13 protein-coding genes are annotated in these 14,232 nt (G+C 69.2%); 4 read left to right on the plus strand and 9 right to left on the minus strand.

Features of this window, described 5'->3' with window-relative positions:
• Window positions 1-8: 8 nt before the first annotated feature.
• The 3 genes from DTA15_RS05310 to DTA15_RS05320 all read left to right on the plus strand — a co-directional run bounded on the left by DTA15_RS05310 (window position 9) and on the right by DTA15_RS05320 (window position 3,066).
• On the plus strand, window positions 9-353 hold the full coding sequence (locus DTA15_RS05310; RefSeq protein ID WP_006488524.1) for a BMA_0021/BMA_0022 family TOMM bacteriocin: 345 nt from the start codon (window positions 9-11) through the stop codon (window positions 351-353).
• A 16-nt stretch (window positions 354-369) separates the two neighbouring features.
• The gene (locus DTA15_RS05315; protein WP_006488518.1) at window positions 370-732 is read left to right on the plus strand and encodes a BMA_0021/BMA_0022 family TOMM bacteriocin; all 363 of its coding nucleotides are present in this window, start codon (window positions 370-372) and stop codon (window positions 730-732) included.
• Window positions 733-825: 93 nt separating this feature from the next.
• The gene (locus DTA15_RS05320; protein ID WP_006493354.1) at window positions 826-3,066 is read left to right on the plus strand and encodes a TOMM precursor leader peptide-binding protein; all 2,241 of its coding nucleotides are present in this window, start codon (window positions 826-828) and stop codon (window positions 3,064-3,066) included.
• Window positions 3,067-3,133: 67 nt separating this feature from the next.
• On the opposite strand, the gene DTA15_RS05325 is transcribed toward DTA15_RS05320, so the two are convergent.
• The 5 genes from DTA15_RS05325 to DTA15_RS05345 form a co-directional block, all read right to left on the minus strand.
• Window positions 3,134-4,225 (minus strand): porin, encoded by a 1,092-nt coding sequence (locus DTA15_RS05325; RefSeq protein ID WP_006488526.1) that lies wholly within the window; start codon window positions 4,223-4,225, stop codon window positions 3,134-3,136.
• 177 nt (window positions 4,226-4,402) lie between these two features.
• Entirely contained in the window at window positions 4,403-5,125 is a 723-nt protein-coding gene (locus DTA15_RS05330) for an SDR family NAD(P)-dependent oxidoreductase (protein ID WP_006494091.1), read from the minus strand.
• Window positions 5,103-6,224 (minus strand): 2,3-butanediol dehydrogenase, encoded by a 1,122-nt coding sequence (locus DTA15_RS05335; RefSeq protein ID WP_006488527.1) that lies wholly within the window; start codon window positions 6,222-6,224, stop codon window positions 5,103-5,105. The genes DTA15_RS05330 and DTA15_RS05335 overlap by 23 nt, the downstream gene beginning before the upstream one ends.
• Before the next feature lies 1 nt (window position 6,225).
• Window positions 6,226-7,530 (minus strand): MFS transporter, encoded by a 1,305-nt coding sequence (locus DTA15_RS05340; protein WP_006488522.1) that lies wholly within the window; start codon window positions 7,528-7,530, stop codon window positions 6,226-6,228.
• An 18-nt stretch (window positions 7,531-7,548) separates the two neighbouring features.
• A complete protein-coding gene (locus DTA15_RS05345) occupies window positions 7,549-8,082 on the minus strand; it encodes a 2,4'-dihydroxyacetophenone dioxygenase family protein (RefSeq protein ID WP_006488523.1) in 534 nt (177 codons plus the stop codon).
• Window positions 8,083-8,261: 179 nt separating this feature from the next.
• Here DTA15_RS05345 and DTA15_RS05350 point away from each other — a divergent pair, with 179 nt between their 5' ends.
• Complete coding sequence (locus DTA15_RS05350; RefSeq protein ID WP_006488519.1) at window positions 8,262-9,242, plus strand: helix-turn-helix domain-containing protein; 981 nt, start codon at window positions 8,262-8,264, stop codon at window positions 9,240-9,242.
• 95 nt (window positions 9,243-9,337) lie between these two features.
• Here DTA15_RS05350 and DTA15_RS05355 read toward each other — a convergent pair whose 3' ends face one another.
• The 4 genes from DTA15_RS05355 to DTA15_RS05370 form a co-directional block, all read right to left on the minus strand.
• Window positions 9,338-10,903 carry a GMC family oxidoreductase gene (locus DTA15_RS05355; RefSeq protein ID WP_006494090.1) on the minus strand — a complete coding sequence of 522 codons (1,566 nt, stop codon included), beginning with the start codon at window positions 10,901-10,903 and terminating at the stop codon, window positions 9,338-9,340.
• Window positions 10,904-11,061: 158 nt separating this feature from the next.
• Window positions 11,062-12,030 (minus strand): helix-turn-helix domain-containing protein, encoded by a 969-nt coding sequence (locus tag DTA15_RS05360; protein WP_006482346.1) that lies wholly within the window; start codon window positions 12,028-12,030, stop codon window positions 11,062-11,064.
• A gap of 203 nt (window positions 12,031-12,233) precedes the next feature.
• On the minus strand, window positions 12,234-13,100 hold the full coding sequence (locus tag DTA15_RS05365; protein WP_006482321.1) for a hypothetical protein: 867 nt from the start codon (window positions 13,098-13,100) through the stop codon (window positions 12,234-12,236).
• 100 nt (window positions 13,101-13,200) lie between these two features.
• Complete coding sequence (locus DTA15_RS05370; protein ID WP_006482302.1) at window positions 13,201-14,148, minus strand: aldo/keto reductase; 948 nt, start codon at window positions 14,146-14,148, stop codon at window positions 13,201-13,203.
• Window positions 14,149-14,232 lie beyond the last annotated feature (84 nt).

Raw genomic sequence — 14,232 nt, forward strand, 5'->3', positions numbered from 1 at the left:
GCAGACCGATGAGCAAGGATCTTCGATTACCGACGTACGAACAGTTTCTCGAATACCGCGCGACCGTCATCCGGGCGATCGCCCTCGCGTGGCATTCGCCGGCGTTTCTCGACAAGCTCGAGGCCGATCCGGTCCACGCATTGCGCGAGCAGTTCGACTATCACTTCCCGTTCAAGCTCGACCTGAAGGTGCAGCTCAAATCGTCGGAATGGACGCCGACCGTCAACGGCGACTGGACGGCCGGCCAGAAAAACAGGCTCACGCTGTACCTGCCGCCCGCGCCCGCCGACGAGACGCAGTTCGCGCAGGCGCTGGCCGCGTACAACGCGGACCACATCACCATCATGGAATGACTCCGGGGAAACCGACATGGCAAAGGACAACGCGAATCCGACGCTCGAATCGATGCTGGAGTTTCAGAAGGTCTATCTGCGTGCGATCGCGCTTTCGTGGCGCGACCCGGCGTTCAAGACCGAATTGCTGGACCGGCCGCTGGATACGCTCGCGAAATACTTCGGCTATCAGTGCCCGTGGATCATCGACATCGACATCGAGAAGACGGGCGGCGATCATGGCTGGACGAGCGACGGGAAAGGCGGCGGGAGCTGGAACCTGCCGCGCAACGTGATGACGGTCGGCATACCGGAGCAGCCGGCGCACCTGGACGAGGAGGCCGTAGCGCTCGCGGCCTACTGCGACGCGGGGCCGTGTTACCTGTTCACCTGCTGTTGACCGGGCGCGGCCGACCCGCGCACCGTCACGCGGCCCGGAGCGGTTGCCCGGGCCGCGCGACGTTTGTCCGACCCGTCGCACGGAGCCCGACGCATGCTCGATGACCTTTCGCGCGTATTGCGCTTCAAGCCGCACTTGCTCGTGCTCGATGCCGGGCCCGATACGCTGTTCGTCGTCGACGAATTCAAGCGCGCGATGCTGTCCGGCGCGATCTTCGTGCGGATCGCCGCGTGCCTGCGGGCCCGCATGACGATTGCCGAGATCGTGGCGTCGCTGGCCGGCACGTTCGGCGAATGGGACGTGCTCGCGCGGCTCGACCATCTGGTGCGGCGCGGCTACGTGCGCGCCGATCCGCCGCACGGCGACGATGCGGCGCGCGGCTATTTCGAGCGCGCCGGGCTCGACGGCGACGCGGCGTGCGCGCGCGTCGCGCAACTGCGGGTCGCGGTGGAGACGTTCGGTGCGGACGGCGCGCCGCTCCGGCGCGCGCTCGACACGGCCTGTATCGGCATCGCCAAGGAAGCCGAACTGACCGTCGCGATCGTCGATACGCACGACCGCGACGATCTCGCCGCATGCGCCGCCCGCGTGGCGGCGCGCGGCGGTGCGCTGCTCGTCGTCGCGGCCGGCGGTGTGCAGACGCTGATCGGGCCGTTGCTGGCCGGCGGCGTCGACGCGCTTGCCGATGCGCCGTGCGTCGAATGCGTGCGCTACTGGATTCGCGTTAACCGGCCGGTCGAGGCGCTGCTGGCGCGCCATCATGGCCGCGACGCGAAGCACGTGCCGCCGGCAGCCTCGCGAGCCGGGGCCGCGGCGGCGGCCGCGCTCGTGGCCGCGACGGTCGAGCAGATCGCGGTCAACCGCGCGGTCGCGGAGCGTTCGCAAACGCATATCGTCGCGCAGCGCCTCGATACGCTGACCGTCGAACGGCACCGCGTGGTCAGGCGGCCGCAATGCCCGTGCTGCGGCCATCCCTTGTGGATGCGCGAGCAGGCGGCGCGTGCGCCGCGGCTCGCCGCGCCTGCGCCGCTGGCGCGCGCGGACGGCGGCTACCGGACCGCCGATCCGCAGCAGGTGTTCGCGCGCCACGCGCACCTGATCTCGCCGGTCAGCGGCGCGATCGCGTATCTGCATCCGATGCCGAAGCGGCACGCGGGCCTGCGCAAGGTCTATGCGTCGGGCTTTCTCGTGTGCCCGGCCGCCGTACCGGACAGCAACCGGTTCGACAGGCTCTGCTCCGGCAAGGGGCGCACCGACGAGCAGGCCCGCACCAGCGCGCTGTGCGAGGCGCTCGAACGCTTCAGCAGCGTGTATCAAGGCGACGAGGCAACGGTGACCGGCAGCATCGACGGCCTGCGCGCCGATCCGGCTTGCGACGCCGAGCCGATCCACGTGAACGCGCTTCAGCAGTTCAGCGAACGGCAATTCGACGCGCGCGACGCGATCAACGCATTGACGCGCGATGTCCGCAAGCAGGTGCCGCCGCGCTTCACGTCGCGCGACGTGATCGACTGGACGCCTGCGTGGTCGCTCGTCGACGGTCGGCGCCGTCTCGTGCCGCTGAGCTATTGCTACGCGGAAACGCCCGACAGTGCGCGGGCGCCTGCCGCCTGCGTGCACAATCCGAACGGCTGCGCGGCGGGATCGAGCCTCGACGAGGCGATGCTGCAAGGCATGCTCGAGCTGATCGAGCGCGATGCGGTCGCGATCTGGTGGTACAACCGGATCGAACGCCCCGGCATCGAGCTTGCGAGCTTCGCCGATCCGTACTTCGACGCGCTCGTGCACGAATACGCAGCGTTCGGATGGCGTGTGTGGGCGCTCGACATCACCACCGATCTCACGGTGCCGACCGTGGCCGCGCTCGCGGAAAATCTGCAGGACGGACGTTTCTCGATCGGTTTCGGTTGTCATCCTGATGGCAGGATCGCGGTGCAGCGGGCGCTGACCGAGGTCAACCAGTTGCTCGATATCGCGGCGGATGCGCCCGATCCGTGGGATCGCGACATGCTTTCGTCGACGGGATTTCTGTATCCGGCGCCAGGCACGCCCGCCACGACGCATTCGACGTGGCAGCCGCTCGATATCGCGTCGTTGCCGGCGGCGATCGCGCATTGTGTCGGGCGGATCGCGGCGGCCGGGATGGACGTGCTCGTCGTCGACAAGACGCGGCCCGACATCGGGTTGTCCGTGGTGCAGGTGATCGCGCCCGGGCTGTGCCATTTCTGGCCGCGTTTCGGCGCGCGGCGGCTTTATTCGGTTCCGGTGGCACTGGGTTGGCGTGCGCGGCCGTGCGACGAAACGGCGCTGAATCCGGCGCTGCTGTTTCTGTGACCTACGCGCGCAATCGTGTTGTCGGCGAACCGCGCGGGCTGCCTGAGCGTCGACAGCCCGCGCCGGATCAGAACCGCGTACTGAACCCCACCCGCGCGATCGACTGCAGCGCGCCGCTCGATGCGCCGTTCGCATCCATCACGCCGTTGATCTGCGCATTGCTGCCGTGGCTCGCGCGTTGATGCACGCCGGCCACGTACACCATCGTGCGCTTCGACAGCCAGTACTGGACGGCGGCGAGCAACTGGTGCGCGTGCGCGTTGTCGAGCGTGTCGTTGCCTTTCATGTACGTGTAGCTCGCGCCGATCACCCATACCGGGGACGGCCGCCACGCGGCACCGGCTTCCGCCGACCACGCCCCCGCGCCGTTCCGCGCGTTGTGCACGGTCGTGACGAGCGCCTTGCCCGTGACCGTGCCGACCGTGTAGTGCACGCCCGCGCCCCAGTTGCGCACGCTGGTGGGCGGCAGCCCGCCGGCCGCGCCGTATTTCTGGTTCGTATAGGCGGCGCCCGCGCCGAACGGGCCGCGATCGTAGCTTGCGCCGATGCTGACCGTGTTGTTCGCACCGATCGAGCCCGCGACGTTGCCGAAGCCGTACAGCGCGCCGACAGTCAGGCCCGACAACGACGGGCTCGTGTACTTGACCGAATTCGCGACGCGATTGCTGCCCGCGACGCGGTCCCAGTCGAATGCGCCGGTCGGGTTGTTCGGCAGCGCGAGCCGGTCGAACGGCCCGTTGCGAAAGCCGTACAGGCCGACGAGATCCTGCGCGATCTCGCTGCCGCTGGCGGCCAGCGCATCGACCATGAATTCGTACTGGTTGCCGAGCGTCAGCGTGCCGTACCGGTCGTTCTGCAACCCGACATAGGCCGTGCGCGCGAACAGCCCGCCGCCGATGATCGAGCCGTTGCCGAGCGAATACTGGTTGACGAGCCGGAAGATCGCGCGCGTGCCCGCGCCGAGATCCTCCTTGCCTTCGAAGCCGAGCAGGTTCGGAAAGAAGATGTTGTCGTCGAATTTCGCGGCGCCGTGGCCGCCCTGGTTGCTGACGTAGCTGATGCCGGCATCCATCAGCCCGAACATCGTCACGCTGCTCTGGGCGAATGCCGCGGCCGGAAGCGTGCAGACCGCGAGCGCCAGAAAGGTCTTTTTCGTCATCTCCAAAGTGCTCCTCACATGATCCGGTCGAGCCGGATATTTTTTAATGGGACTACTGATTGATATGAAGAAACGGGAACCGGGCGAACCCGGTTCGGCGACGGTCACGGGAAGCCGTGACGTGCAACGCGCCTCGGCAGGTCCGCGTCGATCCGTCGATGCGCGGCGTGTCGAGCGCTAGACCGTCGAATACCCGCCGTCCACCGGCACGACCGCGCCGGTGACGAACGACGCGCCGGGCGAGCACAGGAACAGGATCACTTCCGCGACTTCGTCGGTCGTGCCCCAGCGCCCGAGCGGCGTGCGCTCGACGATGCGGCGCGACGCCTGCGTGTCGGCCATCAGCGTGCTGCTGAGCGGCGTGTCGATCCAGCCCGGCGCGACCGCGTTCACGCGGATGCCGTGATCGGCCCACGCCTGCGCGAGCGAACGCGTGAGCTGCGCGATGCCGCCCTTGCTCGCGCTGTACGCGGGCCGGTCCTTGCTGCCGAAGTACGTGTACATCGACGCGATATTGACGATGCTGCCGCCGGTGGCCGCCAGCGCGGGCAGCGCGGCGTCGGAGGCCCGCATCACCGACGTCAGGTTCACGTTCAGCACGTGCTCGAACTGGTCCATCCGGTATTCGTCCGCGTGGCGGCTGATGCCGACGCCGTTGACGAGCGCGCCGAGCCGCGGCAGCCCGGCGATCGTGCGCGTCAGTGCCGCGCCGTCGGCCACGTCGAGTTCCACGCACCGGATGCGGTCATGCACCGGCGCGTGCGGACCGGCGGCGTCGAGCCCGAGCGCGACGACCGACGCGCCGGCCTGCGCGAACCGCAGCGCGGTGCGCGCGCCGATGCCCGACGTGCCGCCCGTCACCACGACGGACTGCCCGTCAAACGCCCACTGACGATTCATGTTCGGCACTCCCGATGGTGGTGGCGCGGCGGGCTGGCCGCTGCGCGGGTGAAACGAGGATCTTGATCTGCGTGCGATCGGCGAGCAGCGCGTCGAAGCCGTCGGCGACGGCGTCTTCGAGCGACACGGTGCGCGTGACGATCGACGTGAGGTCGAGCGCGCCCGACGCGACGATGCGCAGCAGGTCTTCGTACGCATGCCGATAGCCGACGCTCGCGGTGAAGGTCAGTTCGTCGTTGACCGCGCGGAACGCGTCGAAACCCGCGTGCGGCATCAGGCCCACCATCACGACGCGGCCGCCCTTGCGCAGTGCCCGCATCGCTGATTCGAACGTGGCCTGCAATCCGGCGGCCTCGAAGCTCGCATCGACGCCGAGCCCGCCCGTGGTCGCGCGGATCGCGTCCTGCAGCGCGGACGCATCGAGTCCGCGCGCATCGAACGCATGCGTCGCGCCGAAGCGCGTGGCGGCCGCGAGCCGTTCGGGCGACACGTCGACGGCGACGATCGTCGTCGCGCCCTGCCGCTTCGCGAGCATGATCAGCAGCAGGCCGATCGGGCCGAGCCCGAACACCGCGCAGGTCTCGCCGAGTCGCAGCTCGCCGCGTCGCAGCGCGTGCAGCGCAACGGCGGCCGGCTCCATCACCGCGGCCTGTTCGAGGCTCACGCCGTCGGGCAGGCGATGCAGCATGTAGGCGGGCACGACCGCGAAGTCGGCCATCCCGCCGTCGCCCATCAGCCCGGCGAAGCCCATCGACACGCACAGGTTGTACGACCCCGCGCGGCAGTACGCGCACTGGCTGCAGCGATACTCGGGCTCGACCGCGACGCGGTCGCCCGCGCGCAGCGTCGTCACGCCTGCGCCGACTTCGACGACGGTGCCGCAGAACTCGTGGCCGAGCGTCAGCGGCGCGGTGCGGCGCGACAGCGGATGCGGCACGTCGACCGGAATCGCGTGCGGGCCGTCCGCATATTCGTGCAGGTCGCTGCCGCAGATGCCGCAATATTCGACCGCGATGCGCACGTCGCCGGGGCCGACGTGCGGCGTGTCGATTTCCACGAGACGGACGTCGCGCGGGCCATGCCATTGAAGTGCGCGCATGTCAGCGTCCTCCGAGGTTTTGCGTATCGAGGCGGCCGGCCGCGGCGCCGGCGAGCGCGCGCTTGCGCAGCACGGCCGGCGCGGTTTCGACGAGGCCGAACGACAGCACGCACGCGAGGATCGCGCCGGTGGTCGACGTCCACATCGCGAACTGCAGGCCGTACTTGTCCGCGGCGAAGCCGGCGACGGTCGGTGCGACGAAGCCGCCGATCAGCTCGCCGGCGCCCATGATCAGCCCGAGCGCGCTCGCGATCGCGCGCGGCGGCACCGTCTCGGCCGGGATCGTCGCCATGAACAGCGTGAAGCAGCCGAGGCCCGTGTACGTGACGAACACTAGCGCGCCGAGCGCCCAGACGGAGCCGACGTGGATCAGCACGACCGGGCACACGGCCGCGATCAGCGCGAACGCGATCATCGTCGGCTTGCGGCCGATCCGGTCGGAGATCGCCGGCACCGCGAAGCCCCAGAACACCCACGCGGCGCCGAGGCAGGTCATCACGACGCCCATGTCGGCCGGCGACAGGTGGCGGCTTTCCACGAGGAATACCGGCGCGAACGAGATGATCACGACGAACCACGTGAGGAAGAAGCAGCTGATCAGCACGCAGAGCAGGATGTTGCGCTCCTTCAGCAGCGCCCAGCGGCTGACCGTCGCACCGCCGGCGGCCGGTGCCGCGGTGGTGTCGGCCTGCGCGTGGCGCACGCCGCCGGGCGGCACTTCGCGCACCCAGCGCCAGATGCAGAACGCGATCAGGAAGCCCGGAATGCACGACACGTAGAACGCCTCGCGCCAGCCGTACGCGGTGGCGATGCCGATCACGACCGGCGGGCCGATCATCGCGCCGAGCAGGCCGGCGGCCGAGCCCTGCAGCAGGCCCATGTTCAGCCCGCGGCGGCTCGGCGTCGAACTTTCGACCATCAGCGATTGCGACAGCGGCAGCACCGGCCCTTCGGCGATGCCCATCAGCGCGCGAAACGCGATCAGGCTCGCGAAGCCGCCGACGAGGCCCGACAGCGCCGAGCACACGGAAAAGCCGAGCACGGCCGCGATCAGCAGCGGCTTGCGGGTGCCGCGCGCGTCGGACCATGCACCCGTGGCGGCGCCCGACAGCGCCCATGTGAGTGCGAGCGCGGACGACACCATGCCGAGCTGCGTGTTCGTCAGGTGCAGCTCGGCCGACATGAACGGAAACAGGAACGACAGCGCGAGGCGGTCGAAGAACACGAAGCCGAACGTCATGAACAGGATCAGCAGCAGCCTGTTCTCGTACGTCCAGGCGGGCCGGGAGGAGGACGGGGAAGTCATCGTGAGCCTCGCCGCGCGTCAGCGGAACAGCTTCTCGATCGCTTGCGCGCCGAGGCCGACCTTCTCGTAATGCGCCTTGCACATCGCGATGTACGAGTGCACGTCGAAGTAGCCGTCGGGATTGCCTTCGTCGTCGAGCCAGATCAGCGGGCCCTTGACGATGAAGAACGCGCGCATCGGCTCGGGGTGATCGAACGCGACGAGCGTGTGGCCTTCGCCCGGCGTCTCGTACACGAAATCGCCGCGCGTCGCGGTCCATTCGTGTTCCAGGTAGCCCCATTTCCCGGACAGCGTGTACGCGAACACCTCGTGCGGGTGATAGTGCCGGTTCACGAGCCCGGCTTCCTTCGCCATCAGGATGTCGCACCATTTGTTCTGCGACGGCGAGATCCACAGCGGCCGCGACGAAACCGTTTCGGTGAACGGAACGTAATAGCGCTCGTCGTCGGTGGCCGCGTTCGGGATGTAGGCTTCGGGCAGCGCATCGGGCTTGAACGGATTGGCAATCGCCGGGATGTTTTGCCAGAATTCGGATACGGCTTTGTCGACCACGGTGTGTCTCCTTGTATGTAGGGGTGTCGTGGGCTCGACTTTAGCCAGCCGGTGCGCGCCGCTCTTGACTGGGCTGGACGAATTGCTTGACCGCGCCGGACATTGCATCGCACCAGGATCCAGACGAACCATCCCCCAATCCGTGCCGCTCCGCACGACAGGCGCCAGCAGGAGGCGACGTGACGAATTCGACCGTTTTTTCACGCACGCGAGGTTCGACGGCCGACGTGCCGGCGCGCGACAGGATGGCGTACTGGGATGCGTTCAACGCGGCGACGCTGGTCGGCCTGCGCTGCTCGTCGCTGTCGCCGGCCGGGCTCGAAGTGGAGAAGACCGACATCGCGCTGCCGGGCCTCGGCATCGCCGACATCAGCGGGCAGGATCACGTGATCGAGCGCAGCCCAGCGCTGGTGCGCCAGTTGCCGAAGGAATCGCTGTTCGCGTGCCAGATCCTGAGCGGGCGCGCGTATTTCATCCAGCGCGACCGGTGCCTGCTCGCGGAAGCCGGCGATGTCGTCGTCTACGACACGCGCGTGCCGTATCTGTTCGGATTCCTGACGCCGATGCGGCAGTTGCTGATCGATATCCCGATCACGACGCTCGACGACCGCCTCGATGCGGAGCTGGCCGCGCTGCCGCTGCGGATCGCGCCGAAGCCGGGTGCGGGCGCGATGCTCGGCGCGACCTTGCGCGCGAGCGTCGAGCGGTTCATGAAGGCGCCGGTCGAGCGCGACGCCGCGCGGTTCGCCGAGCACACGCGCACGCTGATCGCGGCGCTCGTCGATGCGGAGGTGAACGGCGTGGGCGCATCGCGCGCGTCGCTGTCGTACCTGCTGACCGCGAAGCAATACATCGCGACGCATCTCGGCGAACCGGAACTCGGGCCGCAGGCCGTCGCCGATGCGGTCGGGCTGTCGCTGCGACATCTGGGGCGCCTCTTCGCGGCCGAAGGCGAGTCGATCACGCAGCACATCTGGTCGGAGCGGTTGTCGCACGCGCATCGCGAACTGACCGACGCGCGGCTACGCAAGACGAGCATCGGCGAGATCGCGTTTCGCTGGGGGTTTTCGAGCCAGGCGCACTTCAGCCGCGCGATCCGCGAGCGCTACGGCGCGTCGCCGATGGCGCTGCGCGACGCGGCGCGTGACGCCGCGGGCTGACGCCGGTTTTCCGACAGGTCGACGGCGGCGCACGCATCACGCGCCGTCTGCGTTTTCGGCACGGCGTGCTGCAGCGCACACGCACGTGCATTGCGTCACGCCGTCAACATGAACGCCGCGCAGCGCTCCGCGATCATGATCGTCGGCGCGTTCGTGTTGCCGGACACGATGCGCGGCATTACCGATGCATCGCAGATCCGCAACCCGTCGACGCCTTGCACGGCGAGACGCGGCGTGACGACCGCGTGCGCGTCGCTGCCCATGCGGCACGTACCGGCCGGGTGATAGACGGTTTTCGCGCGACGCCGCACGTAGTCGGCGAGCGCGGCGTCGGTCAGCGTCTCGGCTTCGCGAACAAGGCGGGCGAGCGACGGCGCGCGGAGAATCTGCCGCGCGAGCCTGACGCCGCGCACGAGGCCCTCGACGTCGGCCGGGTCCGACAGCGCGCCGCTGTCGAACAGGATCGGCGCGGCCGGATCGTTGCCGCGCAGTTGCACGGCGCCGCGCGAGCGCGGCCGGAGCAGGCACGGGTTGATCGACAGGCCGTGGCCGGGCAGCGGGGCGCGATCGACGTCGCCGACGAGCGTCGGCAGCACGTGGAACTGGATGTCCGGGCGGCCGCCGCCGGTCGTATCGACGAACGCGCCCGATTCGACGACGTTCGACGTCAGCAGGCCGGAGCGGCACAGCATCCATTGCAGCCCGTGCCGCAACGCCCGCCACCCGCGATCCTCGCCGAGCAGGCTGACCGGTGCCTGGGTGCGGCCGTAGATCGATACCTCGAGGTGATCCTGGTAGTGCGCGCCGACGTCGCGGCTGTCGTGCAGCACGTCGATGCCGTGCGCGTGCAGGTGCGCGCCGGGGCCGATGCCCGACAGCATCAGCAGCTTCGGCGTGCTCAGCGCGCCGGCCGCGAGCACGACGTCGGCGCGCGCGACGGCCGCTCCCGTCGCGCCGCTCGCGGTGCGCCATTCGACGCCGCTCGCGCGGCGCCCGTCGAACCGGATGCGCGTCACGCGGCAGCCGGTCAGCACGCGCAGGTTCGGATCGGCGATCGCGTCGGCCAGATAGGTGGCCGCGGTGCTGCCGCGCTGGCCGTCGAAGATCGTCGTGTGATAGAAGCCGACGCCATGCTGCGCGGCGCCGTTGAAGTCGTCGTTGTACGCGATGCCGGCTTCCTGCGCGGCCTTCACGAACGCGAGGCTCAGCGGATGCCGGAAGCGCGTGTCGCCGACCTTCAACGGCCCGTCGGTGCCGTGGAACGGCTCTGACAGCCGCAGATGCGATTCGGCGCGCTTGAACACCGGCAGCACGTCGTCCCAGCCCCAGCCGGTGCAGCCGAGCGCGGCCCAGTCGTCGTAGTCGTCGCGCGTGCCGCGCACGTACAGCATCGCGTTGACCGAGCTGCCGCCGCCGAGCGTGCGGCCCTGCGGCACGTAGGTCTTGCGTCCCGCGGCGCCCGGCTGCGGCTCGCTCTCGAACGTCACCGTCCGTTGCGTGCCGAGCACGCGGATGAACGTCGCCGGAATCCGGATGAACAGGCTGTCGTCCTTCGGGCCGTCCTCGAGCAGCAACACGCGCCGGCCGGCCTTCACCAGCCGGTGCGCAACCGTGCAGCCGGCCGAACCGCCGCCGACGACGATGTGGTCGTACGTCTCCATCCCGCTTCTTCTCCTTGCTGTCGGGCGGCGGAACGAATGCCGCCGCGCAGGAAGCCAGCTTAGCGAGCGGGTTGCGGCCCGATTTGACCGACGCGGACGCCGTGCTTGCCTCGGCGGGACATGCGGCGAGCGGCGGTGCGAGGAGCGGGTGGCAGCGGTTAGCGCGTGTCGGCCGGCGCGCGCGTGTCGCTTGGCGTTTCGCCGAACCGCGCGCGATAGCTGCGGCTGAAGTGCGCGCTGTTGTTGAAGCCCCAGCGGAACGCAATTTCGCTGACCGTCAGGTGCTTCAGCGACCGGTCGCGCAGGTCGGCGCGGCAGCGTTCGAGCCGCCGCGCGAGGATGTAGCGCGTGAGCGGCGTGCCTTCGATCTCGAACACGCGGGCGAGCTGGCGCGGCGACAGGTTGATCGCGCGGCTGACCGACCGGCTGTCGAGATCGTCGTCGGCGAGATGGCTGTCGATGAACGCCTTCGCGCGCGACAGCGTGTGGACCGTCGACTTCGTCGGCGACGCGTCGCCGTCGCGCAGCCGCAGCATCGACTGCACGAGCTCGAGGATCGCGGCGGCGCGCCGTTCGCGCGCGTCGGGCGTCGGCTCCTGCGGCGCGGCGAGCAGCGCAACCACCTGCCGCACGGCCCACGACGCGACCCCGTCGTCGCGATCGATCTTGACGAGGCTGCGGTAGCGCCACGGGCCGACGCGGGCTTCGAACACGTCGCGCGGCACGTCGAGCACGGTCATCGCCATGTCGGCGGGAAAGCCGTGACCGTACGGCATCGACGTGTCGTACAGCACGAGGTCGCCGGGCCCGTGCTGCATGCAGTCGACGTCCTGGAACGTATAGCCGTGCCCTTCGTGCATCAGGCAGATGAACACGGCGTCGCGCTGGTCGGCGTGGATGTTGTGCGACGTGCGCACGACCGCGTGCCGGTTCGCGACGATGTCGCACGCGCGGAACAGCCCGAGATCGCGTTTGCGCAGCGACGCATCGATCCCTTCGGACGACTTTCCGCTGCATTCGATCCGCACGAGCGTGCGTGCGACGTGGTCGACCCAGAAGTCGACGCGCTCGGCGCCGCGTACGGCGCGCGTCGAGATCGTGGCGATCTCCGTGCTGGTGTCCGGCATGACGTTCTCCCGATGACGGCCCGAGCGGCGCAGTCTCGGGCACGCCGAACGTCGCGGTCAATCCGTGAAAGACCCGGGACGTGCGCGTGACGCGCTTGCAGCGGGGCGCGGCGCGCGATTGCGCGATCGATGGCCGTCCGGGTCAACGAAAGCGGCCGTGCGAGTCAAGACACGTATGCGGCTTTGGGGTAGGCGTGGCCGGCTTACTTCGGCTTCGACGAGGACGACGGCAGCCCGAGCGACACGTCCTCCGCGTAGCCCATCTTGCCGTCGCGGAATTCGACGCTCACGTGGTCCGCCCAGTGCGCGCCGGTGACGTTCGCGTAGATCGACGTCATCACCATCCCCGCGTCGCAGTCGAGCGCGATGGTGCGATCGACGCGCCCCGTCGCGATGTTCACGGCCCGCAGCGACTGCATCGCCACGCCGCACTTGTCGGACAGCGCGTAGACGCCGACCAGCATGTGCGTCTTGGTGCGATACCACATCGGGATATCGACGCTGCCGTCGAGTTGCGGATGCGGGTCGTCGGTGTCGTTCAGCCGCCCGACTTCGTTCAGCGTGATCGGCAGCGTCTTGCGGCCGTCGTCCCACGTGCCGGTCGCCGCTTTGCCGCTGACGGTCAGCGCGATCGGGCAGGGCTTCGGTCGTGACGGCGAGGCGGCCGGCACGACCGGCGCGTCGGCGTTCGATGCGGGCGACGACGCTTCGCACAGCGTCAGGCGGCCGTCGGGCTCGCGCTGGCCGCGCAACGGGATCGGCTTGCGATGCGCGTCGTAATAGTAGCTGCCGTCGACGCGCCAGCGGCCCGCGTCGTTGTGGTTGATCGCGTCGTAGGTCTGCAGCGACACGTGCACCGGCGCGTTGCCGATCGTGCCGGTGTAGTTCGCGATTTCGTACCAGCCCGCGAACGATACGGCCGGTGCGCAGGCGAGCAGCGCGGCGATCGTCGTGGCGAGCGGACGGACATGACGGGCAGCACGGGAGCGGCGGGCAAGGTGGATCATCGGCGGTTTCTTATGCGTGGCTTTGATTCGGCGCGAAGAAGCCCGGTCGAGCCCCGCGGCCATCGGATGCTCGCCATTGTATCCATCCGCCCTGCGCGAATCGCGGGCAGGCCGTGGAGCCGCCTGCCCGTGCGATTCCATCGGCTTGCCGCCGCGGCGGACTTCAGGGGGCGCTGGCTTCGTCGATCCGGCGGATGTCGTCCTGATCGAGCGTGACGCGGATCGCCTCGCCGAGCAGCGCGAGCTGCGCGAGCGACGTCGCGCTCGCGATCGGCGCGGTGATCGTCGGCCGCGCGATCTGCCACGCGAGCGCGATCGCGGCCGGCTGCGTATTGTGCTTCGCCGACACCGCGTCGAGCGCGGCGAGGATGCGCAGGCCGCGCGCGTTCAGATAGCCGGCGACGCGATCGCCGCGCACGCTCTTCTTCAGGTCGGCTTCGCTGCGGTACTTGCCCGACAGGAACCCGCTCGCGAGCGCGTAGTAGTTGACGACGCCGAGCTTCAGGTCGCGCACGACCGGCTCGAGATCGCGTTCGTAGTCGGCGCGGTCGAGCAGGTTGTATTCGGGCTGGATGACCTGGTAGGCGGGCAGCCCGTCGCGCGCGCTGATCGCGGCGGCCTCGCGCAGGCGTGCGCCGCTGTAGTTCGACGCGCCGATGATGCGCACCTTGCCCGCGTCGATCAGCGTCTGATACGCGCCGAGCGTTTCTTCGAGCGGGGCCGTGTCGACGAGATCGCGGTGCGAGAAATACAGGTCGATGTAGTCGGTCTGCAGGCGGCGCAGCGAATCGTCGACGGCCTTCAGGATGTTGTCTTTCGACAGCCCCGCGCGCGCGTCGAGCAGGCCGACCTTGGTCGCGATCACGACCTGCTCGCGCTTGCCGGAGCGCTTCAGCCACTTGCCGATGATCGTTTCCGATTCGCCGCCGTGATTGCCGGGAACCCAGGCCGAATAGACGTCGGCCGTGTCGATGAAATTGATGCCGGTGTCGGCGAGCGCGTCGAGCAACGCGAACGATGCGTTTTCGTCGACGGTCCAGCCGAAGACGTTGCCGCCGAACGCGAGCGGCGAAACCTGGATGCCGGATGTACCGAGGGTGCGATGTGCCATGTTCTGCTCCGTAAGCTGCGGGTGACGGGAGGGACTGCGGGACGTGAAGCCGGTCGCGTTGAGACGGCGAAGCGCATGGCGAGG

This window comes from Burkholderia cenocepacia, from assembly GCF_900446215.1.
GTDB classification, from domain to species: Bacteria; Pseudomonadota; Gammaproteobacteria; order Burkholderiales; family Burkholderiaceae; genus Burkholderia; species Burkholderia cenocepacia.